The 22,269-nt window shown below is 64.3% G+C and carries 22 protein-coding genes and 1 pseudogene; 18 read left to right on the plus strand and 5 right to left on the minus strand.

Going from position 1 to position 22,269, the window contains the following annotated elements; translation table 11 throughout:
* The 12 genes from ACQCSW_RS11965 (at position 1) to ACQCSW_RS12020 (ending at position 10,760) form a co-directional block, all read left to right on the plus strand.
* On the plus strand, positions 1 to 645 hold the full coding sequence (locus ACQCSW_RS11965) for an amino acid ABC transporter permease (protein WP_426986156.1): 645 nt from the start codon (positions 1 to 3) through the stop codon (positions 643 to 645).
* A complete protein-coding gene (locus tag ACQCSW_RS11970) occupies positions 642 to 1,295 on the plus strand; it encodes an amino acid ABC transporter permease (protein ID WP_426986158.1) in 654 nt (217 codons plus the stop codon). Before ACQCSW_RS11965 ends, ACQCSW_RS11970 begins: the two co-directional genes overlap by 4 nt.
* Positions 1,296 to 1,358: 63 nt before the next feature.
* Positions 1,359 to 2,231: a substrate-binding periplasmic protein gene (locus tag ACQCSW_RS11975; RefSeq protein ID WP_426986160.1), complete on the plus strand. Its 873-nt coding sequence runs from the start codon at positions 1,359 to 1,361 to the stop codon at positions 2,229 to 2,231.
* A 152-nt stretch (positions 2,232 to 2,383) separates the two neighbouring features.
* On the plus strand, positions 2,384 to 3,289 hold the full coding sequence (locus ACQCSW_RS11980; RefSeq protein ID WP_426986162.1) for a dihydrodipicolinate synthase family protein: 906 nt from the start codon (positions 2,384 to 2,386) through the stop codon (positions 3,287 to 3,289).
* A 90-nt stretch (positions 3,290 to 3,379) separates the two neighbouring features.
* Positions 3,380 to 4,381 (plus strand): proline racemase family protein, encoded by a 1,002-nt coding sequence (locus ACQCSW_RS11985; protein ID WP_426986164.1) that lies wholly within the window; start codon positions 3,380 to 3,382, stop codon positions 4,379 to 4,381.
* Positions 4,378 to 5,334, plus strand: a complete 957-nt coding sequence (locus ACQCSW_RS11990; protein ID WP_426986166.1) for an ornithine cyclodeaminase family protein — start codon at positions 4,378 to 4,380, stop codon at positions 5,332 to 5,334. The genes ACQCSW_RS11985 and ACQCSW_RS11990 overlap by 4 nt, the downstream gene beginning before the upstream one ends.
* Entirely contained in the window at positions 5,331 to 6,056 is a 726-nt protein-coding gene (locus ACQCSW_RS11995; RefSeq protein WP_426986168.1) for a GntR family transcriptional regulator, read from the plus strand. Before ACQCSW_RS11990 ends, ACQCSW_RS11995 begins: the two co-directional genes overlap by 4 nt.
* A complete protein-coding gene (locus ACQCSW_RS12000) occupies positions 6,053 to 7,237 on the plus strand; it encodes an NAD(P)/FAD-dependent oxidoreductase (protein ID WP_426986170.1) in 1,185 nt (394 codons plus the stop codon). The genes ACQCSW_RS11995 and ACQCSW_RS12000 overlap by 4 nt, the downstream gene beginning before the upstream one ends.
* Positions 7,234 to 7,566: a (2Fe-2S)-binding protein gene (locus ACQCSW_RS12005; protein ID WP_426986172.1), complete on the plus strand. Its 333-nt coding sequence runs from the start codon at positions 7,234 to 7,236 to the stop codon at positions 7,564 to 7,566. Before ACQCSW_RS12000 ends, ACQCSW_RS12005 begins: the two co-directional genes overlap by 4 nt.
* Positions 7,563 to 9,026, plus strand: a complete 1,464-nt coding sequence (locus ACQCSW_RS12010; protein WP_426986174.1) for an NAD(P)/FAD-dependent oxidoreductase — start codon at positions 7,563 to 7,565, stop codon at positions 9,024 to 9,026. The genes ACQCSW_RS12005 and ACQCSW_RS12010 overlap by 4 nt, the downstream gene beginning before the upstream one ends.
* Positions 9,027 to 9,066: 40 nt before the next feature.
* Positions 9,067 to 10,551 (plus strand): aldehyde dehydrogenase (NADP(+)), encoded by a 1,485-nt coding sequence (locus ACQCSW_RS12015; protein ID WP_426986176.1) that lies wholly within the window; start codon positions 9,067 to 9,069, stop codon positions 10,549 to 10,551.
* A 2-nt stretch (positions 10,552 to 10,553) separates the two neighbouring features.
* On the plus strand, positions 10,554 to 10,760 hold the full coding sequence (locus tag ACQCSW_RS12020; RefSeq protein ID WP_426986178.1) for a hypothetical protein: 207 nt from the start codon (positions 10,554 to 10,556) through the stop codon (positions 10,758 to 10,760).
* A 98-nt stretch (positions 10,761 to 10,858) separates the two neighbouring features.
* On the opposite strand, the gene ACQCSW_RS12025 is transcribed toward ACQCSW_RS12020, so the two are convergent.
* The gene (locus tag ACQCSW_RS12025) at positions 10,859 to 11,056 is read right to left on the minus strand and encodes a hypothetical protein (protein ID WP_426986180.1); all 198 of its coding nucleotides are present in this window, start codon (positions 11,054 to 11,056) and stop codon (positions 10,859 to 10,861) included.
* Positions 11,057 to 12,296: 1,240 nt separating this feature from the next.
* Here ACQCSW_RS12025 and ACQCSW_RS12030 point away from each other — a divergent pair.
* Positions 12,297 to 12,683 (plus strand): carboxypeptidase-like regulatory domain-containing protein, encoded by a 387-nt coding sequence (locus ACQCSW_RS12030; protein WP_426986182.1) that lies wholly within the window; start codon positions 12,297 to 12,299, stop codon positions 12,681 to 12,683.
* Positions 12,684 to 12,793: 110 nt separating this feature from the next.
* Here ACQCSW_RS12030 and ACQCSW_RS12035 read toward each other — a convergent pair whose 3' ends face one another.
* Positions 12,794 to 12,949 (minus strand): hypothetical protein, encoded by a 156-nt coding sequence (locus ACQCSW_RS12035; RefSeq protein ID WP_426986184.1) that lies wholly within the window; start codon positions 12,947 to 12,949, stop codon positions 12,794 to 12,796.
* A gap of 1,086 nt (positions 12,950 to 14,035) precedes the next feature.
* Here ACQCSW_RS12035 and ACQCSW_RS12040 point away from each other — a divergent pair.
* The 4 genes from ACQCSW_RS12040 (at position 14,036) to ACQCSW_RS12055 (ending at position 18,232) form a co-directional block, all read left to right on the plus strand.
* On the plus strand, positions 14,036 to 14,680 hold the full coding sequence (locus tag ACQCSW_RS12040; RefSeq protein ID WP_426986186.1) for a GntR family transcriptional regulator: 645 nt from the start codon (positions 14,036 to 14,038) through the stop codon (positions 14,678 to 14,680).
* 108 nt (positions 14,681 to 14,788) lie between these two features.
* Complete coding sequence (locus ACQCSW_RS12045) at positions 14,789 to 16,219, plus strand: dihydroorotase (RefSeq protein WP_426986188.1); 1,431 nt, start codon at positions 14,789 to 14,791, stop codon at positions 16,217 to 16,219.
* Between the two features lie 54 nt (positions 16,220 to 16,273).
* Entirely contained in the window at positions 16,274 to 17,749 is a 1,476-nt protein-coding gene (locus ACQCSW_RS12050) for an NCS1 family nucleobase:cation symporter-1 (protein ID WP_426986190.1), read from the plus strand.
* Positions 17,750 to 17,914: 165 nt separating this feature from the next.
* Positions 17,915 to 18,232, plus strand: coding sequence for a DUF4192 family protein (locus ACQCSW_RS12055; RefSeq protein WP_426986192.1), 318 nt, complete (start codon positions 17,915 to 17,917; stop codon positions 18,230 to 18,232).
* An 880-nt stretch (positions 18,233 to 19,112) separates the two neighbouring features.
* Here ACQCSW_RS12055 and ACQCSW_RS12060 read toward each other — a convergent pair.
* The 3 genes and pseudogenes from ACQCSW_RS12060 to ACQCSW_RS12070 form a co-directional block, all read right to left on the minus strand.
* On the minus strand, positions 19,113 to 19,340 hold the full coding sequence (locus ACQCSW_RS12060) for a zinc-binding dehydrogenase (protein ID WP_426986194.1): 228 nt from the start codon (positions 19,338 to 19,340) through the stop codon (positions 19,113 to 19,115).
* Positions 19,341 to 19,514: 174 nt separating this feature from the next.
* Positions 19,515 to 20,618: pseudogene (locus ACQCSW_RS12065) on the minus strand (glycerate kinase).
* A gap of 52 nt (positions 20,619 to 20,670) precedes the next feature.
* On the minus strand, positions 20,671 to 21,864 hold the full coding sequence (locus tag ACQCSW_RS12070; protein WP_426990685.1) for an L-lactate permease: 1,194 nt from the start codon (positions 21,862 to 21,864) through the stop codon (positions 20,671 to 20,673).
* Between ACQCSW_RS12070 and ACQCSW_RS12075 the strand changes: the two genes are divergently transcribed.
* Positions 21,769 to 22,092: a hypothetical protein gene (locus ACQCSW_RS12075; protein ID WP_426990743.1), complete on the plus strand. Its 324-nt coding sequence runs from the start codon at positions 21,769 to 21,771 to the stop codon at positions 22,090 to 22,092. The two genes, ACQCSW_RS12070 and ACQCSW_RS12075, sit on opposite strands and share 96 nt — an antisense overlap.
* Positions 22,093 to 22,269: the final 177 nt, after the last annotated feature.

Here is a 22,269-nt window from a genome sequence, read left to right on the forward strand (position 1 = left end):
ATGGACGCCCTTTCAGCAGTACTCCAAGGCTTGCCCATGACCATCATGCTGACCCTGTCGGCATTCGCCATCGGCATAGTAGGCGCCGTCCCACTGGCCGTAGGTCTGTCGTCGTCAAACATGCTTGTCCGGCTGGCGTCGCGGCTCTTCGTCGACCTGGTCCGGGGTGTGCCGATCATCGTTTGGCTGTTCCTGCTCAAGTTCGGCATCCAGATCGGAACCTTCAAGTTCAGCCCCGTTGCCGCAGCGATAGTCGGACTGGGCGTGGTTTCCATGGCCTATCTCGCCGAAATCTATCGTGGCGGACTCCAAGCCGTTCCGCGTGGACAGGGCGAAGCTGCCCACGCACTGGGCCTGACCCGCGGAACCACGTTCTACGGCGTGATGGTCCCCCAGGCCTTCCGGATAGTGTCGCCGTCCATCGCCACCTACCTGACCGGTTTACTCAAGGACTCCTCGATCGCATCGACGATCATCGTTGCAGAGATGGTCTTCCAGTCCCAGTCTTTCGCCCGGCAGCACCCAACCGTCGAGGGGATCCTGCCCTACATCCTGGTGGGAATTCTCTATATCGCGCTTAGCCTGCCGGTCGCCTACCTGTCCCGCAGACTCGATTCACGCATGAGGAAGGCTGTTTACGCATGACCTGGCTTACCGAATGGGCGGCATACCTGCCGCAGATGATGTCCGGCCTTGGCGTCAGCCTTCTGATCGCAGGGGTATCGATCGTCGCCGGCTACCCCCTGGGCCTGGCCCTCAGCGTCATGGTGAGCGCAAAGAATCTGGCCACCCGCACCCTGGCGCTTGCCGTGGTCGAAATCGGCCGAGGGGCACCGGCCCTGGTCATCCTCTACCTCTTCTACTACGGCCTGCCGAAGTTCGGCATCGCCTTCGAAAGCATCACAGCCGCGTGCCTGGCACTGACCTGGAACTCGGCAGCCTACTCGTCCGAGATCATGCGGGCCGGCATCCAGTCTGTGGACCGCGGACAGCTTGAGGCTTCCAGCGCCCTGGGCCTCGCCCAGCGGCACACCTTCTGGCGGGTCATCATGCCCCAAGGCATGCGTTCAGCAATCCCCGGGCTCATGGGTGTTGCCATTCAAATGTTCCAGGGAACGTCCCTGGCATACGCCATCGCAGTCCCCGAGCTGATGAAGTCCGCCTACAACATCGGCAGCCAGGACTTCAATTATCTGCAGATCTTCACCCTCGCCGGTCTTTGTTACGCCGCCATCTCAATGCCGGCCACCTGGATCACCGTCTTCTTCGAAAAACGTATGGCCCGCCACGCCTGACCGTCTTCCTGCACCATCGTCAACGTTCCACCAGTCCCCCAACCAACCACCACGGGAGCAATCATGATCAACAATCGCATCAAGACAGCCGGACTTCTGACCGCGAGCGCACTCACACTGGGCCTCAGCCTCTCTGCCTGCGGAGGGACCTCGGATGCCAGCAATTCAGGGTGCACGCCCAAGCACACAGACATCCAGACCGTCGCCCCGGGAAAGCTCACTATCGGAGTCATCGACATCCCGCCGTTCAGCAGCTATGGCTCGGGCACCCCGACAGGCATCGACATCCAGATCGTCAACAAGATCGCCACGGATGAGTGCCTGACCCCGGTGTACCAGCAGGCCACCTATGCCGACGCCGTCCAGTCCATCTCGGGCGGAAACATCGACCTTGCCCTCGGCACCATCGACGCCACCGAGAAGCGTCTCAAGGCTGTTGATTTCTCCGCCTCCACGTACCTTGACGGCATGGGCATCGTCTCCAAGTCCGGTGCCACCACGGTGACCGACCTTGAAAAGATGAACAAGGTGGGCACCATCGATGGCTATCTCTGGGTCGAGGACCTCAAGAAGATCCTGGGCGACCGCCTGGTGACGTACCCCAGCAGCGTGGAGCTGAAGGCCGATTTCGACTCCGGTCGGCTCGACGCGGACGTCGACGCCTATGGCGTGCAGGTGCTCCAGTTCAAGGATGCCCCGGGTGTGACCGTGGCCCTTTCCAACGAGAAGCCGGATCCGCGCGTCGGCGCCATCAAGAATGCCCCCGAGGCTGCCTTCCCGATCACCAAAGGCAACACAAGCCTTAAGGAAGCGCTCGACGCCGGAATTGTCGCCCAGCGCGGAGACGGAACGATCGCGAAGCTACTGACCGACGCCGGCCTGTCCGAGGGGCTTGGCAAGGTCGCCGCCGAACAGTACGTGGTTCCGGCCAGCTAGCCCCAGTGCCCGATCGCATCGGAACCTGACCTCAACGAAAACCATCCCCGATTTTTAGCAACCTGTGCAATGTCACATGGTAACCTTGGCCGTGAGGTACGTCACGGCCGCAGCACACGCGCCAAGCGTGCAAACCGAAAGGATCATCCATCATGACTGGAACCCGTAAGCCGTGGCATGGAGTGCTCGTCGCTACCTCACTGCCGTTCAATGACGACTTGAGTGTGGACTACGATGCCTACGCCGAGCACGTCCGCTTCCTGGCAAACGCAGGCTGCCACGGCGTGGCCCCGAATGGTTCCCTGGGTGAATACCAGACCCTCAACGAAGAGGAACGCGCCCGGGTCATCACCACGGCGGTCGACGCCGCCCCCGAAGGCTTTACCGTCATGGCCGGCGTGGGCGCCTATGGCGGCCTTCAAACCCTGAAGTGGGCGGAACAGGCGGCCGAAGCCGGCGCCGGCGCCCTGATGCTGCTCCCCCCGAACTCCTACCGGGCCACCGATGACGAGGTGGTGGAGCACTACCGCCTCGCGGCCACCGTCGGGCTGCCCATCGTGGCGTACAACAACCCGATCGACACCAAGGTGGACCTGACCCCGCCGCTGATCGCGCGGTTGCACGGCGAAGGCCTGATCGTCGGCGTCAAGGAGTTCACCGGCGATGTCCGCCGCGCCTACGAGATCAAGGAACTCGCTCCCGAAGTGGACCTCCTGATCGGGACCGACGATACCGTCGTCGAAATGGGCCTGGCAGGTGCCGTGGGCTGGGTGGCGGGGTACCCGAACGCCATTCCGGAAGCCACCCTCGAGCTCTATCGGCTCTCCACCTCCGGCGATGTCGCAGACCTCGAGCGGGCCCGCGAAATCTACCGCGACCTGCACTCGCTGCTCCGCTGGGACAGCAAGACGGAGTTCGTCCAGGCCATCAAGCTGTCTATGGACGTCGTTGGCCTCCGCGGCGGCGCCTGCCGCCCGCCGCGCGGTCCGCTCACCCCGGCCGTGCGCGACGCCGTCATCCGTGACACCGAAGCAGCCCTCGCCAAGGGCTACAAATAACCGACCAGGTCACCGCAAGCTCCGTAGCTGCCCTTTGGGACTCCAAGGGGCAGCTACGGAGCAACAAATGGAACAAAGAGGGAGTATTCCATGAGAACCAGCCGCATTTTCCACGCCGTGGACTCGCACACCGAAGGCATGCCCACGCGCGTCATCACCGGCGGAATCGGGACGATCCCCGGTGCCACGATGGCTGAGCGCCGCCTGTGGTTCATGGAGAACAGCGATTGGATCCGTACCCTCCTGATGACCGAGCCGCGCGGCCACGCCTCGATGAGCGGGGCCATTCTCCAGCCATCCACGCGTCCGGACGCGGACGTCGGTGTGCTGTTTATCGAGGTTTCCGGTCTGCTGCCGATGTGCGGTCATGGCACCATCGGGGTCGCAACCGTCCTGGTGGAGACCGGCATGATCGACGTTGTCGAGCCCGTTACCACCGTACGGCTCGACACTCCTGCCGGCCTGGTGATCGCAGAGGTGGCAGTTAAAGACGGGCACGCCGAGTCCGTGACCATCCGCAACGTGCCATCGTTCGTTGAGCGGCTTGACGCCAAGGTCGAAGTGCCCGGGTTCGGTCCGGTGTCCTACGACCTGGCGTTCGGCGGAAACTTCTACGCGATCGTGGACCTGGACAGCCTGGCTTTGCCGTTCGAGCGCGGACGCAAGGATGACCTGCTCAAGGCCGGACTGGCAATCATGGATGCGATCAACACCACGGACGAACCGGTCCACCCGGAGCGCGACGACATCCGCGGCTGCCACCACGTGTACCTCAACGCGCCGGGCTCCACAGCGGAACATTCCCGCCACGCGATGGCCATCCACCCGGGATGGTTCGACCGCTCCCCCTGTGGCACAGGCACGAGCGCCCGGATGGCCCAGTTGCATGGCCGCGGCGAGCTGGCCCTGGGCACTGACTTTGTCAACGAGTCCTACATAGGTTCGCGTTTCATCGGCCGCCTGGTCGAGGAGACGGAAGTCGCCGGCCGTCCAGCGGTGATCCCCACCGTCACAGGACGGGCCTGGCTGACCGGTACAGCACAGTATTTCCTCGACCCCACCGATCCCTTTCCTGCGGGGTTCCTGCTGTGAACATTCCCTACTTTGCTTCGACGGCAGTGCGGGCTGCTGCCCCCTGGACAACGGCCATCGATGCCCTCGAGCAGGCGCTCCTGAACGTGGTTGACCCTGAGGAGGACAACCCGCGGTTGTTCAGCCCCTCGCCAAACGGCGAATTCCTGCTCATGCCTGCATCAAACCGTCAGTACAGCGGGATCAAGGCGCTCACCGTGGCCCCAGCCAACCCGGCACGGGGGCTGGAAAAGATCCAGGGGGTCTATGTTCTCTTCGATTCAGACACGTCAACTCCTTTGGCCACGATGGATGGCAACGAGCTCACGGCTATCCGGACACCGGCCACCACGCTGATGGCCATCAAGCACATCCTTGCCTCGGCCTCCCGCGCCGCCGCTCCCCGTGACCCCGGTACCGCCTGGGTGCTCGTGTTCGGCACCGGCGTACAAGCGCTCAATCACCTCCGCGCCGCGCATGCCGTGCTCCCGGAGGCGAACCTCGCCGTCGTCGGCCGCCGCCCGGACCGGGTAGAAGCGCTGATCGAGCAGCTGGGGACAGAGGGCATCGAAGTCCGCCCCGGCACCGCTGCCGAGGTGCCCGACGCCGACGTCGTCATCTGCGCAACCTCCTCCCGTACGCCGCTGTTCGACGGCGGCCTGGTTGCCCCCGGCGCCGTAGTGGCAGCGGTGGGCCAGCACGGCTTGGATGCCCGGGAAGTCGACGCCAACCTTGTGCGGCGCAGCGACGTAGTGGTAGAGGGACGGGCCTCGGCGCTGCGCGAAGCCGGGGACCTGATACCCGCGCGATCTGCAGAGGAATGGGAAGCGATCCGTCCCGCCAACCTCCGCGATCTTGTGAAAGGCGAATTCGGGCGCTCGGCAGGAAAGCCCTGCCTGTACTCCGGGGTGGGGATGGCATGGGAAGACCTCGTGATCGCCAGCCTGGTGTATGAAGGAGGCACTCGATCATGAATTCCGTACAAGGAGCGCTCACCGTGCCAACCAACAACCAGCTCCCGATCGCCCCGCTCGGCCGCCAGCACAGCCTGCGCGAGTCAGTGACCGATTACCTGCGTACAGCGATCATCGCCGGCACGTTGGAGGAGGGCACCCTCTATTCCGCACCGGTACTTGCCGCCGCTTTTGGTGTCTCAGCCACGCCCGTGCGCGAGGCAATGATGGACCTGACGCGCGAAGGCCTGGTGGAAACAGTCAAAAACAAAGGCTTTCGGATCACCACCATGAGCGACCGCGAGCTGGACGAGCTGACGGAGATCCGGCTGCTCCTCGAGCCGCCGGTTGTTGGCGACGTAGCCGGCACTGTTCCGCCATCCGGAGTCAAGGTCCTGCGGTCCATGGCCGACGACATTGTGGATGCTGCGCGGCAGGGCGACCTCACTGCCTACCTTTCCGCGGACCGCATCTTCCACGCGGAGCTTTTGCGTTATGCCGGCAACGGCCAGCTCGTTGAACTGGCCACCAGCCTCCGGTCCCGAACCCGCCTGTACGGCCTCAAGATCCTGAGCGAGAGCAATCGGTTGGCCGATTCCGCCCAGGAACACCACGTCCTGCTGGACCTCATCGAGGCCGGAGATGGAGCCGCCGCGACCGAACTGATGCGCCGACACATCAGCCACGCCCGTGGCCTTTGGGCCACCGGGGAGACCGAGACAGGCCAGGAGCAGCAGACATGAACGCAGCGAGCGATGTGCTTATCATCGGGGCAGGGGTGATCGGTGCCGCCACCGCCTATTTCGCAACGCAACAAGGCCTCACCGTGACCGTCCTGGACAAGGGGCTTCCCGCCAGCGGCACGTCATCGGCCTGCGAAGGAAACATCCTCGTCTCGGACAAGGAACTCGGCCCCGAGCTTGAACTGACCCGCTACTCCCTGGACGTATGGCATGGCGACCTGGCTGAGCACAAGCGGCTCTGGGAATTCGAGTCCAAGGGGGGCATTATCGTGGCCTCCCGCGAAAGCAGCCTGGCATCGCTCAACCGGGTGATGGCCTCCCAGTCCGGCTACGGCGTTCTTGTGAACAGGCTGGACCCGGATGAGCTGCGGAAAGCCGAACCGCACATCACACCGGACGCCCTGGGCGGAGCGTTCTACCCGGAGGACTGCCAGGTGCAGCCCATGCTGGTTGCCGGGCACCTGGTCCGGCTGGCGACTCAGGCCGGGGCACGTTTCGTTGCGGATACGCCCGTTAGCGGCTTCCTTAGGAGCGGAGACCGCGTCACCGGCGTCCGGACACCGCGCGGCGACTTCTCCGCAGCGGCCGTGGTCAACTGCACCGGGACGTGGGCCGGCCAACTCGCCGCGCTGGCCGGGGTGAGCGTACCGGTCCTCCCCCGCCGCGGCTTCGTTATGGTCACCGAGCCGTTGCCGCCCATGGTCCACCACAAGGTCTATGCGGCCGAGTACATCGACAACGTGGGCAGTTCCGACGCCGGACTCCAGGCCTCCCCAGTGGTCGAAGGAACCCCCAGCGGCACCATCCTCATCGGCTCCACCCGCGAACGCGTCGGCTTCGACCGCACCGTGAGCACCGACGCGCTCCGGCTCCTGGCGGGCAACGCCGTGGCGCTCTTTCCCTTCCTCGAACATGTTAAGGCGATCCGCCACTATCACGGCTTCCGGCCCTACTGCCCGGATCACCTCCCGGTGATAGGCCATGACGACCGAGCCCCCGGACTGTGGCACGCGGCCGGCCACGAGGGTGCCGGCATTGGCCTTTCCGCAGGTACGGGCAAGCTCCTGGCACAGGCCTTGGCCGGCCAGTCGCCGGATCTTGACCTGGCCCAGTTTGCCCCAGCCCGGTTCGGCGAACAGGCCCCCAACAGCTCAACACACCGAGAGGAGGCCACAGCATGAGCGCCTACACATCAGGAAACAACCTGCCTGGCACGCCGGGCGAGGTAACCGTCAGCTTTGACGGCCGTCCGATCAGGACATCTCCGGGCCAAAGCGTTGGCTCGGCGCTGGTCACCAACGGCATCACCGCCTGGCGCGATACGCGCAGGCGCGCACGTCCCCGCGGGCTGTTCTGCGGCATCGGCGTTTGCTTCGACTGTCTTGTCGCAGTCGACGGCGTACCGAATCAGCGGGCCTGCCTGGTGGAAGTGCGTGAGGGCATGGACATCAAGGGTTCCTGCGAGCCCAACGTGCATCCATTGGCTGGATCCGACGGGGGACGGGAATGAGTGCCGCGGTTCCGGGCATCGTTGAAGCGGATGTTGCCGTCGTGGGTGCGGGGCCGGCGGGGCTGGCAGCGGCCGTTTCGGCAGCCGAGGCCGGAGGCGCCGTCGTGGTTGTGGATGCCGGCCCCCAACCAGGCGGCCAGTTCTGGCGGCACCGCCCCGAAACCGTCGAGCCCAACCCCGATGGTATGGGCCACCATGGCTGGCGGACATACCGGGACCTCCGCGCCCGGTTCGACGCCGCCAGCCACACGGGCCGGATCACGTACGTGCCCGGCCAACAGGTCTGGATGGCGGAAAAGGTCGACGCCGGATTCGTTGTCCGCACGACGCCCACCGTGGCGGCGGGCCCGACGTCCGGAACGGCCGACGGCGGCAGCACCGTCGTCGCCCGCCGCCTGGTTTTGTGCCCCGGCGGCTACGACCGCCAGCTGCCGGTTCCCGGCTGGGACCTGCCCGGCGTGATGGCCGCTGGCGGAATCCAGGCGTTTATCAAGGGAAACGGGGCACTACCGGGCAAGCGCTTCGTCATCGCCGGCACCGGCCCGTTCCTTTTGCCGGTGGCGGCTGGCATTGCCGAAGCCGGCGGACAGGTCCTCGAAGTGCTCGAATCGTCCTCACCCAAGGCCTGGCTGCCGCACCTCAGGGCAGCCGCGGGTGTGCCTGAGAAGGCCGTCGAGGGAGTGGAGTACGCGGCCGTGTTCGCCCGGCACCGGATCCCGTACCGCATCCGGACCATCGTCACGGAGGTGCTGGGAGACGGCCGCGTCTCCGGCGTGCGCACAGCCAAGGTGGACGCTACCGGCCGCGTCCGGCCCCGCACGGAGCGCGTTTACCGGGACGTGGACATCATCGGCTTCGGCTGGGGCTTCACACCTCAGATGGAACTGCCTCTGTCCCTCGGAGTTGAAACCCGCCTGGATGCCGATGGCTCCCTGGTCGGCGTCGTCACCGAGCGCCAGGAATCCAGCATTCCCGGCCTGTTCCTCGCCGGGGAGGTCACCGGTGTCGGAGGCGCTACCTTGGCGGTACTCGAGGGCCTCACTGCCGGCGCCTCCGCAGCAGCTGAACCGGAACCCGCCGCGGCGATGCAGGGATTGCGTGCCATGGTGCGGCAACGGCGCTTCGCCGAGGCCATGCACCGTGCCCACCCCGTGCCCGCCGGCTGGCAGGACTGGCTCGCTCCCCAGACCACCGTCTGCCGCTGCGAAGAGGTCACGGCCGGCGAGATCATCGTGGCCCGGGACGACCTGGGAGCCCGCGACGACCGCACACTCAAATCCTTCACCCGCGCCGGAATGGGCTGGTGCCAGGGCCGCGTCTGCGGTTTCGCGGTCGCCTGCCTGGGCGCAGGCCCGGGTGGTGCTCCCACCATTGAAAGCCTGTCCGCCGCCGCAAAACGACCATTGGCTGCACCCGTGGGGATCGGCGAACTCGCCGCTCTCCAAACTACAGACAACTGAACTTCCTCTTCAGACCCTGCCTCCCGAAAGGAGACTGCGCATGACCACGATCGCCCCGGCCTCCGCCGTCGCACTCCAGCCCACCACCGACGCCGAGCTGGAACATCTGCTGGCAGCAGCCCAAACGGCAGCGGCGCCACTGGCCGCACTCCGTCCCGCCGCGCGCGCCCGGCTGCTCGACGCCGTCGCGGACCGCTTGGATGCCGCAGCCGACCAGCTCATTCCCGAAGCCGAACGGGAGACCCACCTGGCCGGGGCGCGCCTGCGGGGAGAGCTCAAGCGCACTACCTTCCAGCTGCGCCTCTTCGGGGAAGAGCTGCGCGACGGCGGCTACCTTGACGCCCGCATCGACCACGCCGACGCCGAGTGGCCAATGGGCGCCCCACGACCGGATCTGCGGCGAGTTCGCGTGCCCGTGGGCCCTGTAGTGGTGTTCGCGGCCAGCAACTTTCCCTTCGCGTTCTCCGTTGCCGGCGGCGACACTGCTTCAGCCCTGGCTGCAGGCAGCCCGGTCCTGCTCAAGGCCCACTCCGGCCACCCCGGGCTGTCCCGGCTAACAGCCGAGGTGGTGACCTCCGCGCTTCGCGAGGCTGGCGCTCCGGACGGCACGTTCGCCCTCATCGCCGGCACAGCCTCGGGAGCCGCAGCCCTGCGCGACTCGCGGGTCAAAGCCGGCGCCTTCACCGGGTCCATCCCTGGCGGCCGCGCACTGTTTGATATCGCGAATTCCCGGCCGGAACCGATCCCCTTCTTCGGGGAACTGGGCAGCAACAACCCGGCCTTCGTCACCGAAGCCGCAGCAAACCAGCGTGGTGCGGAGATCGCCCAGGGGTTCGTGGGCTCCTTCACCATGGGCGCCGGACAATTCTGCACCAAGCCAGGCACGCTTTTTGTTCCGGCTGGATCAGGGATGGTGGAAGCCTTGCGCGACGCCGCCCTGCCAGCGGCTGCGCCCCTGCTCAATGAGCGGATTCAGTCCGGCTACACCGACGTCCTGTCGAACCTGCAGTCAGACCCGCGCCTCACGGTGCTGGCCCAGGGAGCAGGCCCACTAGCCGACCCCCCGGGTCCGACGCTCCTCCTCACCAGTGCCTCGGATATGCTGTCGGAGCCGCACGCCCTCCAAACCGAATGCTTCGGACCCACCGCCGTAGTCGTCACCTACGACGACGAGTCGCAACTCGCCGAGCTCGCCGAGACCTTCGAGGGTCAACTGACCGCCACCGTCCATGGAACTGATTCCTGCCAGGTGGCCGAACTTGTGGAGGTCCTGGCCCGCAAGGCGGGACGGGTGGTCTGGAACCAGTGGCCGACAGGTGTTTCGGTAACTCACGCGCAACAGCACGGCGGACCCTACCCGGCCACCACCGCCGCCGGAAGCACCTCCGTGGGCACCGCCGCGATCGAGCGCTTCCTGCGGCCGGTCGCGTACCAGGGCTTCCCGCAGCACCTCCTGCCGGAAGCACTGCGCGGGGATAATCCCCTCAGAGTGCCTCGGCGGGTGGACGGTCGGCGGGAGGCGTAGCCGTGGCTGCGGTCTCGCTACGGCAGATTCTTAGCCGGCGTGTGGGCCGGCCCGGCAGCAGTGCACAGCGCCGGGATGTTCCCGAGCAGGATGCCAGCCGGCTGAGCATGGGCACGCGCTTGGATGCCAGCGACCCCTATTGGTGGATCCTCGCCGGCGGGATACATGTGCCGGGATTCGGAGCCTACGCCGAAGCGTCGGACAAATAGAGTTCGCTTGCCACCAGGTAAATGCACGGTCAGCCAACGCCAGCGGCGGGCCACCCGGATTCCATTGGAATCCGGGGTGACCCGCCGCCGTCGTAATTTCATAAGCTCCGCGGAAGGAGCGCTTCATCCTCGCTGGCCCCACTCCCGAGGGCCGCGTCGACGGGTGCCATAGCGTCACGGACCTTCTTGCCGCGGGCGTAGCCTGCCAGCCCCAGGGCCAGGATGCAGCCGAGGGTGCCGAGCGCGAAGGCCTCGAAGGTGAACTGCGAAACGCCCCAGGTTGCCTTCGAAGTCATACTCCAGCCCGAACAGGACCTCTAGGGTTTCCGGGAAGCTGGCCACCCAGGAGCCAATCAGGATCCATACGAAGCAGCCAAACCCGATCGGTTCGCCCTGCCCCTACCCGATGCTCGAGAACATCATCAAGGTCATGACGAGACTTTTCCAGGAGTTCCGGCTGCCGACAGGGATGACCCTGAGGATCTGATCCCAAGTCATGCAGTTCCAAGTGCGTCCGGCCATGAAGGAGTACACTGCAGCACCGCTGTTCAAGCTCAGAGAAGGAGACGCCAGACCGCAACGGCCATCAACAAAAATGGGCCCCGCAGGGGCCCATAAAGGGAGATTTGTCCACACTCAGAGGCCCACAAGCCCCTGAACAGGGAAAACACGTGCCCGAGGTGGGACTCGAACCGGACTCCGGGCCTTGCAAACCCGGGGAAGTCCTGGAAACATGCCGAATCCGGGCCGGTCCGGCACCGGTACGACGCAGTCCGAAGCCCGAAGTGTGCACATTGTGCACACCTACTTTTTGCCCAGTTCTTGCCCTAATCGAGGCAACTGCCGCGCTCTTCCGAGGGCGCAGCTCTGCGTTGTGCCAGATTCCGATCGAAACTGCCAGGCTCCAGGGTCTGGACCGGAGGGTGACCGTTAGCGGCCACGATTGAGGTTTGGCCGACCAGACAAGGCAGCACAGGCCTAGATTCGATGCGCGTCATGGCAGTTGTGTCCCCTTTCACAACCTCTTATGTATTGGATCGTGGGACCTCGCCTGACCAGCCGCCAACCAGATCGACCCCGCGCACCAAGCACAGTCCCCCAAAGCTGCCTTGCGTGGTGGGTGAAGCCACCATGAATGACCAGATGATTCATCGCTGCTGCTTGTCGCTCTACTGACCCACCATCACCGGGCGCGCCCTCCGCGTAACCACGGCGCTGCGCGCCGAGCCCGATCAAAACTTCGTTCGGCGCTACTTCATCACGTCTTGGGCCGTGGTCACCTTGTTTTCATGTCAGCCACGACCACGTCGCGGACTGAATAGCAACTGCTCTGTGCCGGCGGCGTCACGTGCAGATACCGCAGTTCATGGGATGGCCTGGGAGACACACAAAGGTCCGAACCCAGGAGGGCCTATATTCCCGCCGACGAAGCGTGGATACTCGGTGTTGTACACAAATCGTTGCGCCGCAGGAGGCCGCTCCTCCGTGGAAAAACGCGGGACCAACTTCATGGTGTTCAGGATTGCTTGGTGAGTGATGGTGGCGCGGTTCGACCTGACCTTGCTGGCCGCGGCCGCTCTCCTGCTTTGCGGGTGCACCGACGAATCCGGGCAGGTGACAGGCCATTCAGGGCTGGTCACGGGTCACGTCCTGACGGCACCGGTCTGTCCGGTCGAACGTGTTGGCCAGCCGTGTCCGCCGCGCCCCGTATCAAGGGCGGCAGTCGTTGCCCTGGACGGAGACGGCGTCCGGGGCTCAACGCTCACGGACACGGCAGGTGCCTTCAGCCTGACGCTGCCCGACGGCCGTTACGTAATTAAGGCGACCAATGTCGGCGGCTACGCCTCGACGGCTTCCGAGCCCGTGGTCGTGTCGGACAACCCGGTTAGCATCACGCTGATTGTTGATAGCGGGATCCGCTGAGCCGTCGGGGCAACGGTGAATGTCTGTACCCCGTCCAGCGGTTGCCATGGCGTGGCTATGCCGCGGAACGCTTGCCCGACCCGGACGCGGTACTCTAATCGCAGGCCGATTCAGGGGGACTGAAGAGTGTCCTGGCTGAATGTCACTTCGACCGGACGTTTCAGGAACTCCAGGACCCATGTGTCCTGCTGGCCGAGATCTTCAGGGCACCCCACGGCGCCGATCCCAATGTCACCCACGGTCATGACGTTCCCGGTAATGTCCACTGGCCCGCTAATGGGTGCGCAATTGGTCCTCACGCTCAAGTAAAGGTCCCCGTTGACGGACTCCTGCTGAACCCTGAGGCTGCCCGACGCCACCCAGGGCAGATTCCGGCCAGCCGCTGTCCCGGAAGTGCTGGCATATATGGCACACGGGACCGATGGCAGGAACGGCGCACAGCTGACCTGAGGCTGGGTGGAGCTGGTCGGGGAGGGAGCGGAATTCGTGGAGACGATCGGGCCCGGGCTGAGGCTAGACGAGGGAGGAGCCGGATGGCAGAACCTCCTCCGTCCGAAGGCTGGGATCCGCAGGATGTGATTAATGTGCCGAAAAGGACGAGGGGAACTCCATATTTCCAAACCCTGATGCTGTTCATTGGGCTCCCTTGATGGTGGACGCTGCCAGGAGCCTATGCGGGCAGCGGCTTTGTCTTCAAGCCTGTGGCTTTGCAATCAGAATGCGGCCTTTTAGTGGGCTCCGTTCCGACTGACATATTCACCCTGCGATGACGGGGCCGCTCACTCTCGAGGTGACGTCGGCAGAAACCTACAGGTTTTCGAGACACGGACCCCGTCGGCAACTAACGACGCCGAGCGATCACAGAACGCTGCCACGAAGCGCCGAAATCCACACGGTTGTGCCCTTTCCTGACAACTTGCCGGGAGCGTGTATGGGGTTAGCCTGACATTTGCTGGCCACGAGGCCGGCCGTTGGTACCCGACAGAAGGTCAGCGGTGTCGATGGTGTGGGCGTCGGCGAACGACCAGAATTTTTTTGCATGCTGGTGCCCGGGAGCAGTCCGCTGCTAGGGCTCAGCTTTTCTTCTGCGGACCGCTTCAAGAAAAAGTCTTGACGTCGACAAGTGTGATACCTCACACTGGTTTTTGGGATCCCAAGAAGGTATCCCAAAAAGGTATCCCAAAAAGGATTCCGTTCATCACTTAGGTCCGAAGAACAGCCCCTGCCGTCTCTCCACCTGCCGGTATGGACAACGTTGACGACGTTCGTGTCCGGTGAGGACCATCCCCCCCCCCCCCCCCCCCCCCCCCCCCCCCCCCCCCCCGTTCGAACCCATATCAGAGGTACACATCATGGACAGTTCAGCAGGCATTGATGACCGGCCATTGCGTGACAGTGTGCGTGATGCGATCCGCAACCGGATCTTCGAGGGCCACTATGCTCCGGGCACGCGGCTTGTTGAGCGGGACCTTGCGGACGAGTTCAGCGTCTCCAGGTTGCCGGTTAGAGAGGCTCTGCGCATGCTGCGGCAGGAGGGACTCGTTAGCGACCGGGCGAACTCTCGGGGAACAGTGGTCAGCAGCCTGAAGCCGGAACAGGTTGCCGACCTGTTCGATGTCAGACTTGCCCTTGAGGTCCTGGCAAGTGAACTGGCAGCCGCACGGGCCACCCGCGCGGAGCTCGTCCATCTGAATTCTCTGCTGGATACGGCGCAAAGCTGCCTGGCCACGGGATCAATTTTCGAAGCCCACGCAGCAAACAATCAGTTCCACGACGCCATCACAACCATCGCGCGAAACGAGTTCCTGCGGGCCGCGTTGGAGCCGCTGCAAGGACGGATGCACTGGCTTTTCCGGCACGCAACTGATCTTCCCGAGCTGATCCGGGAGCACCGCCAACTCTACGAAGCTATCGCCAGCGGGGACCCTGACCGCGCCGGCGCTGCGTCCAGGGAACACATCCAGAAGTACCGCAAGGACTATTACCTGCACCACTGACCCCGGGTATTCGGGACGGTTCGCTGCCATTAGCCTGCCGGCCCTCTATTTAGTGCACCCAAAAATCGTCACGTGGCGGACAAAAGAACCCCACAGAAGGGACATCCAATGGAAGATCTGCCAGATCTCGTCATCTCCAATGCGACGGTCGTCAACGCCGACGGCCGCAAGAACGCACACGTGGTCATCAGGGGCCGAAAGATCGCGGAACTCGTTGACACCGTTCATCGGGTGCCCCAGGCATCCGCCACCGTCGACGCTCGCGGTCGCCTGTTACTCCCCGGCGGCGTGGACGGGCATTGTCACGTCGCCCAGGTAACGGGGAGACACCGCACCCTCGACGATTACGCGGTGACGTCAACGGCTGCACTCTGGGGTGGAACCACGACGATCATTGACTTCGGCATCCCGCGGGACGACGCCGAAACACCGTTGGAGGCAGCCCGCAACAAGATCGCCCTGGCCCGCGAGTCGCGCTGCGATGTGGGCCTGCACGCATCCGTCGTCACGTGGGACGAAACGGTGCCGGCCCAGCTGGAAGAGCTAGCCGCGCTGGGAATCCGGTCCGTGAAGATGTACACAACGAATCGCGGGTCCACCATGGCGGACAATGACACCATCCTGCGGGTAATGAAGCAGATGGTCCGGCTCGACGGGCTCACCTACATTCATGCTGAACACGACGCGATCATCGCCGACTGCACGGCCGGGCACGCGGCCACAGGTGACATTGGCATACGCCACCTGCACCGGACCCGGCCGGAGCTCGCCGAAGAAATCTCCGTGAAAGAAACCCTGGCGATGGCCGAATACACCGGAGCGCCTGTGTACTTCGTCCATCAGTCCACCCCGGGAGCTGTCGACCTGGTGACCGAAGCCCGAATGGACGGGCTCACGGCCTATTCGGAGACCTGTCCGCATTATCTGACGCTGGACGAAAACGTCTACGGCGAAGACTTTCCGGAATGGTACGCCAGCTGCCCTCCGATGCGCAGCCCGGAAACGGTCGCCGCTCTCAAGGAACAGGTACTCGCCGGCGCCATCGACACCGTCGCGTCCGACCACTCCTGCTACGACCTGTCACAAAAACGCGAACGTAGCGATGACATCCGGCAGATGCCGCACGGGCTCCCCGGTGTCGAAACCAGGATGCCGGTCACCTTCACGACCATGGTTTCGCCCGAAGGCCATGGTGTTGAACGCTTCGTGGAGGTCTTCTCCGCCGGGCCGGCCCGCATCAACGCCGTTCCGGGAAAGGGCGTCGTAGCACCCGGTTTCGACGCCGACCTCGTCCTGGTCGACCCCGCCGAAGTACGGACCGTCTCCGGCGCCGCCCTGCATATGGGCACCGATTTCTCGCCGTTCGACGGGAAGGCTCTGCGGGGCTGGCCCCAGCTTGTGGTCTCAGCCGGACGGATCGTCGTGGATGAAAACGGATTCCACGACCCCGGCCCGGTCGGCCGGTTCATCAAGCGCCACGGATTCCGGTACACCCCCGCAGCCCCGGCAGCACTCGAGGCCGTGAACCACACCGCCTAACAAACCGCATCACCCCAACCGAACCCACCGAAGATGTTTGACAAAGGAGTCATCATGGACAGCAGCCACGAGTCCCTGGCCGCGCTCGATCCATCGGGCCGGCTTTACAACGAGGACCTTGCCCCCGCAACGGAGCGGAAATGGACCTCATACAGTTTCTTCGCCGTCTGGATGTCGGCGATCCACAACATCGGCACATACACGTTCGTCGCGGGCCTGTTCGTCATCGGCCTCACCGGCTGGCAGGTACTGGCAGCAATTTTGATCGGCACCGCGATCCTCTTTTTCGGCATGAACTGGGCCGGGAAAATGGGACAACAAACAGGCGTCCCCTTCCCCGTTATGGCACGCATCAGCTTCGGGATCTGGGGCGCCAATATCCCCGCCCTCATCAGGGCCGTCATTGCCATCTGCTGGTACGGAATCCAGACCTATCTGGCCTCGATGGCTGTCGTCGTCCTTCTCTTGAGGATCGATCCTGACCTGCAGCAGTGGCAGAACCAAACCTTCCTCGGCCTGTCACTACTGGGATGGGCCTGCTTCATCCTGCTCTGGATCCTGCAATTGTTGGTCATCACCCGCGGCATGGAAGCTGTCCGCCGCTTCCAGGACTGGGCCGGCCCCATTGTCTGGGCCGTCATGCTCGCCATGGCCATCTGGCTCTTCAGCCTGGCAGGGTGGAACATCCCCATGGACCTCTCGATCAACCCGCTAGCAGGGGGCGACGCATTCCGGGGCGTACTGACCGGCGCCTTCCTCCTCGTCGCTACCTACGCCACCATGCTCCTGAACTACTGCGACTTCACCCGCTTCGCGAAATCGGCGAAGTCGGTTGTCCGCGGCAACTTCTGGGGAATACCTGTGAACTTCGCGGCATTCGCTGCCATCAGCATCACCATGACCATTGGAACGGTTGTCGCCTTCGGCGAAGCCATCACCGACCCCGCGTTGATCCTCGCTAAGGTACCCGACACATTCATCCTGGTCGTCGGCGCAGTGATGTTCATTGTGGCCACGATCGGAGTGAACGTCGTCCTGAACTTTGTGTCCCCCGCCTACGACCTGGCCAACGTCTGGCCCAAGCACATCAACTTCCGCCGCGGCGGGATCATCAGCGCAGTGCTTGCCCTCCTCGTCATGCCCTGGAACCTGTACTCCAACCCGGTCGTCGTCAACTACTTCCTCGGCGGCCTGGGCGCGTTCCTCGGACCCCTGTTCGGCATCATGGCCGCCGACTACTTCCTGATCAACCGCGGCATCGTCAACATCAAAGACCTTTACCGGTCAGACGAAAACGGAGAGTACTTCTTCCGCAAGGGAGTCAACCCGAAAGCCGTTGGCGTATTCGTCCCGACAGCCGTGATCGCAGCCACCATGGCACTCGTACCGGCGCTTGGCGCGGTTGCAGCCTTTGCCTGGCCTGTCGGGCTCCTCACCGCCGGATTCGCCTACTTCTTCGTAATGGGCGGCCAGAAGAAAGTCTCCACGGTCGCCCCGGAAGCAGAAGCACTGCTCGAGCCGGCAGAGTGATGGGCTGAACGCCCCCTTCGAGTGCTTCGAGAGATATGTCCGGGACTATTTGAGGTAACCAATCGAGGCCTAACCAGCAGAGAGCCGGGACACTGGGTTGTTCCGGCTCTCTGCACTTCTCTCGTTCGCGCAGCGCCAGCCCGGACCGCCCCGGTCGAGCATGGCATGGACCGGGTCCTCCTCGCCCAAACGCACGGCGGGCCTCAGTGGTCCCGAGTCGAATGGGCGCAGCAGCTGCTCCTCCGCGCCTACACGCACAGCAGCACCAGGCACTCGGCGCCCCTCCTCACCGCGGTCGCCTTCATCAACTGGTGGGAAGGCCGAGTCAGCAAAGCCCACCAGTTCCTGGAATTCGCTCTCGAAGCCGACCCCGCCTACCGTCTGGCCAGGCTCAGCGACCAAATGATGGGCTGCGGAATGGTCGCCGGCTGGAACATGGACAAAGACCGGGCCTTCCGGCCATCCGGCCTTGAAGCAACCTAGACGCCAGTCACTGGGATGAAGAGACCAACGACGGCGGGCCGTTACGGAGCCAACCGAACACCAGAGCATCCCACCGCTCCGGATCAGAATTCCACTCCTGCGTGTGCTCCGCAGACCGAAACGTGTCGACGGGTATCTCCCAAACGCAGAGACGTCATGCCGTCCCGCATACATCCCGACATGAACGAGTCAAAACAGATATATCGGAACTGGCCGCCACCTCGATCCAGGTCCCACAAATAATCAGCAGGTCAAGTTGTATCCGGCCCCAGCCGCCATGAAGTAGTGAAGTCGAAGACCAAAGGGAAGGACGAACGAGGATCAACTCCCAGAAGAAGCCCGTACAGGCGGGACCAGGACCGCCGTCGTGAGCCGCTCCCCCACATACCGAAAAGGAACTCCGGAACCCCGCACACCCCAGGAAATCCGATCGGGGCCCAAAAGTGAACAGTTTGTCCACACTCAGAGGCCCACAAGCCCCTGAACAGGGGAAACACGTGCCCGAGGTGGGACTCGAACCGGACTCCAACCCTTGCAAACACTGGGAACTCTTAAAAACATAGGCAATCCGGCCCAGTCCGCCCGACGAACGGCCCGATCCGAAGCCCAAAGTGTGGACATTGTCCACACTCTCTTTTTGCCCATTTTCCGGCACCATCCATGCGACTGCCGCGCTTCCCTCCGAACGCGCGGGAGTTCTATCTCATGCGTGATTTCGTTCTGCTCTGAAATAGCATGGTCGGGAGGCTGGGCTGGAGTCTGGACGACGGCCGCGACTGAGCACCGACGCGCGGAGTGTTTGTTCGGAATGTGGCGGCTTTTCATAGTTCGTGGACACGAACGCTATGCACGCCCCGGCCGGATTCCAGGCCCCTCATGGCTAAAGCTTGAGAATGAGCCTCCCGGCCGTATGCCCCGCCTCGAGCATGCCATGCGCCTCGGCGGCCTGCACCAGCGCGAACGTCTCGACAGCGGGCGTGATCACGCCAGCAGCAGCTGACCGAAGGGGGCGAGGATCCGCGGGGTTTCGGGCCAGGCGTGCGGGACTCATCATCTCGAACGCGACATCGGCACCGCTACCTCCCGTGAGAGCCAGTACTGGTGCCACAGGCTCAGTGGCATGCCCGGACTGTGGCAGGGCTTGGCGATCGTAGCGGCCCAGACAGTGCAAATTGATCTGGTGATGGGGGTGGCACGCCCGACTGGAGCTCGCAACGAGGGCCGTCCTTGAGAATATTGTCTCGCCAAGCCTTGGAAAGTGACGCGTCCATCCGGCTGATAGCTAATTGGTTGGCTGCGTTGCCGAGAGGGCATGGATGATGTTCCGTCCCGCCTGTTGGAGCAGGATCGTGGCCGCGGCGGGGTCCTGTGATGCATCGAGCGCAGAGAGGTCCCGGAGGGCAATGACATTTTCCAGGCCCAGCTCTTGTGCGGCTGTTCCATCCAGGGCTGAGTATCCAACGATTGCCCATACGGGAGTTCCTTCCGCCCGTGCACAGACTGCGGAAACGAGCTTCCCGTCCGCCGTTTGAGCGTCAAGGCGTCCTTCGCCCGTGATGAGCAGGTCGGATTACCGCACCTGTGCATCGAATCCCAGGAGGTCCAGGCAGTAGTCAGCCCCGGACACGAGGGACCCGCCCACGAGGAGCAGCCCGAAGCCGATTCCACCGGCGCTGCCGGCTCCGGGACGGTCTGCCAGGGCGTCGGCGTCGAGGCCGGGGATGCCACCGCAGGCATCAACCAGGGTGGCGAGCCCGGCGTCCAGGCGGGCGACCATTTCGGGGCGGGCTCCCTTCTGCGGTCCGAACACGTGTGCGGCGCCGTCAGGTCCCCGGAGTTGGTTGGTCACGTCTCTGGCGCCGACAAGTTCGATCCCGGTGAAGTCGAAGACGTTGCTGAGATCGACGTCGACGATTCGTTCCAGTGCCCTGCCGCTGGGTTCTATCAGTCTTCCGTGGACATCCTTGAATTGCGCGCCGAGTGCGGCCAGCATCCCGGCGCCGCCGTCGGTGCTCGCCCTGCCGCCGAGGGCCACCACCAGGCGTTTTGGTTTCAAAAGCGCCGCGGCGAGGATGGCTTCTCCGACGCCGCGGCTGGAGGCATCCAGCGGGCGCAAGGGACCGCGGAGAGTTGCCAGCCCACAGGTCCCGGCAACCTCCACGACCGCGGTCGTCCCGTCGAAAGCAAGCGGCAGTACCGCAACGTGGATGCTGGGGCCGGACGCCAGGGATCCGATTCCCGTTCGGATGGCGCCGGCAACATCAGCTGCCGTGAGGCATCCCTGGAATTTGTCCGGAGCGATGAGGATGCGAAGGGGCGCCGCGCCGGGCTCCGGCCGGGCGTCGGATACGGCCGTACCGCCAACGCCGTGGGTGTAGTGAATCATGTTGCTTCTCCTAAGCCCTGCTGAGGATTTCCCGGGGAGCCGCCCCGGACTTTCATCTGTGGTCCTGTGGTGTTGAAGGGCGGCATGCGGGCACCCTCCAGCCCAGGACCGGTGTGGATTGGAGGTAGACGAGGCCAACAAAGAGGACCAGCAGCGCCAGGCTCCAGCTGATGAGTTTGCGGAAGATCTCGCCTTCCCGTCCTGCCATTCCGACGGCGGCGGCGACGGCGAGGTTCTGCGGTGAGAGCATCTTGCCAAGGACACCGGCCGAGGAGTCGGTTGCTGCTGCGAGGACGGGGTCCATTCCAGCTTGGCCTGCAGCGGTGACTTGCAGGAGTCCGAATAGCGAGTTGGATGAGGTGTCCGAGCCTGTGATGGCCACGCCGATCCAGCCGATGACCGGAGAGAAGAGAATAAACAGGCCGCCGGCCGATGCGAGGGCGAATCCGAGGCTTGCGGTCTGGCCGGAAAGACGCATGACAAAGGAGAGTCCCAGAACCGACATCACCGTGACAATGGTGAAGCGCAGCTGGACCAGGGTGGCCTTGTACGCGGCCACGGCCTGGGCGACGCTGATGCGGTAGCTGGCCGCCACGATCACACCGGCGAGCAGGAGTAGCCTGCCGGTGGCCTTCAGGTGGTCGAGCTTGAACATCTGCGCGGCCGCCGTCTTGCCGGAGGCATCCGCGACGTTCAGCCCCGGCCATGCGAAGGTCCCGGATCCGACGGTTGAGAGCCATGTTTTGACGGCCGGGATCTGGCTGATGGCGAAGACACTGATGATGACCACATAGGGCATCAGGGAGAGGAACGTGGACCGGCCGGTGGACCGGGCCACCTCGGTGGTGGTGTGGCTCAGGACCCGGGTGGTGGTTCCCGTACCGGAGGTCTGTGACGTGATCTCGTCCTCGGACGTCGCTTCGGCGAAGACCAGTTCATTCTTCGGCTTCCAGCAGCGCAGGCCATGAGCACCGCGGGAAAGTGTTGCCACGGAAGCGACAATGTCGGTCAGTTCCGCGGCAAGGAAATTGGCCGTCAGGAACTGGTCGACAGCAAAACTACACCTTCTTCTCGATCCCACACCGACAGTCCTCTCATTAGTCAACTCAGGCCCTTGCGCGGGCGGCAAGTATGTGGTCCTCTGGAGTGCATGGACGAGCAGCTGCGCTGGCTCGACGGCCTCCCGCAGGCCGATCTGGTTCAAGCACGGAAGGCGAGCCCGGCGGAAGTTGAGACTGCGGCCCACGAGCGGATCCGACGCCTCGACCCCGAGCTCAACGCTCTGGTGTGGGACGCCGGGCCTGGCGGGGCGCCGGCCGGTGCGCACGCCATGATTGTCCCCGACGGCTTGGATTCCTTCGGCCTGCCGCTCGCGGTCGCGTTCCCCGGCCGTCCGGGTGACGACGCCCGGCTCCTTGCCCTGGCGGCCCAGCTCGGGGCCGCCAGGTCTTTGGCGCGGGCATCACCGTGCTGAACGCGTGCCCGAGCCGCGAGGGGCTTTGAGCCGTTCAGTGCGAGCCGCGGGTTCGCCGAGGCCGGCCCTCCGCGTTCGAGGCCGAGCCGCTCGATGACCTCGTGAGCTGGACTTTCCCGGAACGCACAGGCCCGTAGCGGACCCTTGACCGTTGTCGCACCCCCACCACGCATCCAG

Source organism: Pseudarthrobacter sp. Y6, from assembly GCF_050156205.1.
GTDB lineage: Bacteria > Actinomycetota > Actinomycetes > Actinomycetales > Micrococcaceae > Arthrobacter.

What these genes read in the sequence shown, in the direction of transcription:
- ACQCSW_RS11985 (WP_426986164.1), top strand. Translation starts at nt 3,380, where the DNA reads ATGAGAACCAGCCGCATTTTCCACGCCGTGGACTCGCACACCGAAGGC.
- ACQCSW_RS12050 (WP_426986190.1), top strand. Translation starts at nt 16,274, where the DNA reads ATGGACAGCAGCCACGAGTCCCTGGCCGCGCTCGATCCATCGGGCCGG.
- ACQCSW_RS12000 (WP_426986170.1), top strand. Translation starts at nt 6,053, where the DNA reads ATGAACGCAGCGAGCGATGTGCTTATCATCGGGGCAGGGGTGATCGGT.
- ACQCSW_RS11975 (WP_426986160.1), top strand. Translation starts at nt 1,359, where the DNA reads ATGATCAACAATCGCATCAAGACAGCCGGACTTCTGACCGCGAGCGCA.
- ACQCSW_RS12015 (WP_426986176.1), top strand. Translation starts at nt 9,067, where the DNA reads ATGACCACGATCGCCCCGGCCTCCGCCGTCGCACTCCAGCCCACCACC.
- ACQCSW_RS12030 (WP_426986182.1), top strand. Translation starts at nt 12,297, where the DNA reads ATGGTGGCGCGGTTCGACCTGACCTTGCTGGCCGCGGCCGCTCTCCTG.
- ACQCSW_RS11980 (WP_426986162.1), top strand. Translation starts at nt 2,384, where the DNA reads ATGACTGGAACCCGTAAGCCGTGGCATGGAGTGCTCGTCGCTACCTCA.
- ACQCSW_RS12025 (WP_426986180.1), bottom strand. Translation starts at nt 11,056, where the DNA reads ATGACTTCGAAGGCAACCTGGGGCGTTTCGCAGTTCACCTTCGAGGCC.
- ACQCSW_RS12005 (WP_426986172.1), top strand. Translation starts at nt 7,234, where the DNA reads ATGAGCGCCTACACATCAGGAAACAACCTGCCTGGCACGCCGGGCGAG.
- ACQCSW_RS12010 (WP_426986174.1), top strand. Translation starts at nt 7,563, where the DNA reads ATGAGTGCCGCGGTTCCGGGCATCGTTGAAGCGGATGTTGCCGTCGTG.
- ACQCSW_RS11965 (WP_426986156.1), top strand. Translation starts at nt 1, where the DNA reads ATGGACGCCCTTTCAGCAGTACTCCAAGGCTTGCCCATGACCATCATG.
- ACQCSW_RS11995 (WP_426986168.1), top strand. Translation starts at nt 5,331, where the DNA reads ATGAATTCCGTACAAGGAGCGCTCACCGTGCCAACCAACAACCAGCTC.
- ACQCSW_RS12040 (WP_426986186.1), top strand. Translation starts at nt 14,036, where the DNA reads ATGGACAGTTCAGCAGGCATTGATGACCGGCCATTGCGTGACAGTGTG.
- ACQCSW_RS12045 (WP_426986188.1), top strand. Translation starts at nt 14,789, where the DNA reads ATGGAAGATCTGCCAGATCTCGTCATCTCCAATGCGACGGTCGTCAAC.
- ACQCSW_RS12075 (WP_426990743.1), top strand. Translation starts at nt 21,769, where the DNA reads ATGGACGAGCAGCTGCGCTGGCTCGACGGCCTCCCGCAGGCCGATCTG.
- ACQCSW_RS11970 (WP_426986158.1), top strand. Translation starts at nt 642, where the DNA reads ATGACCTGGCTTACCGAATGGGCGGCATACCTGCCGCAGATGATGTCC.
- ACQCSW_RS12055 (WP_426986192.1), top strand. Translation starts at nt 17,915, where the DNA reads ATGGACCGGGTCCTCCTCGCCCAAACGCACGGCGGGCCTCAGTGGTCC.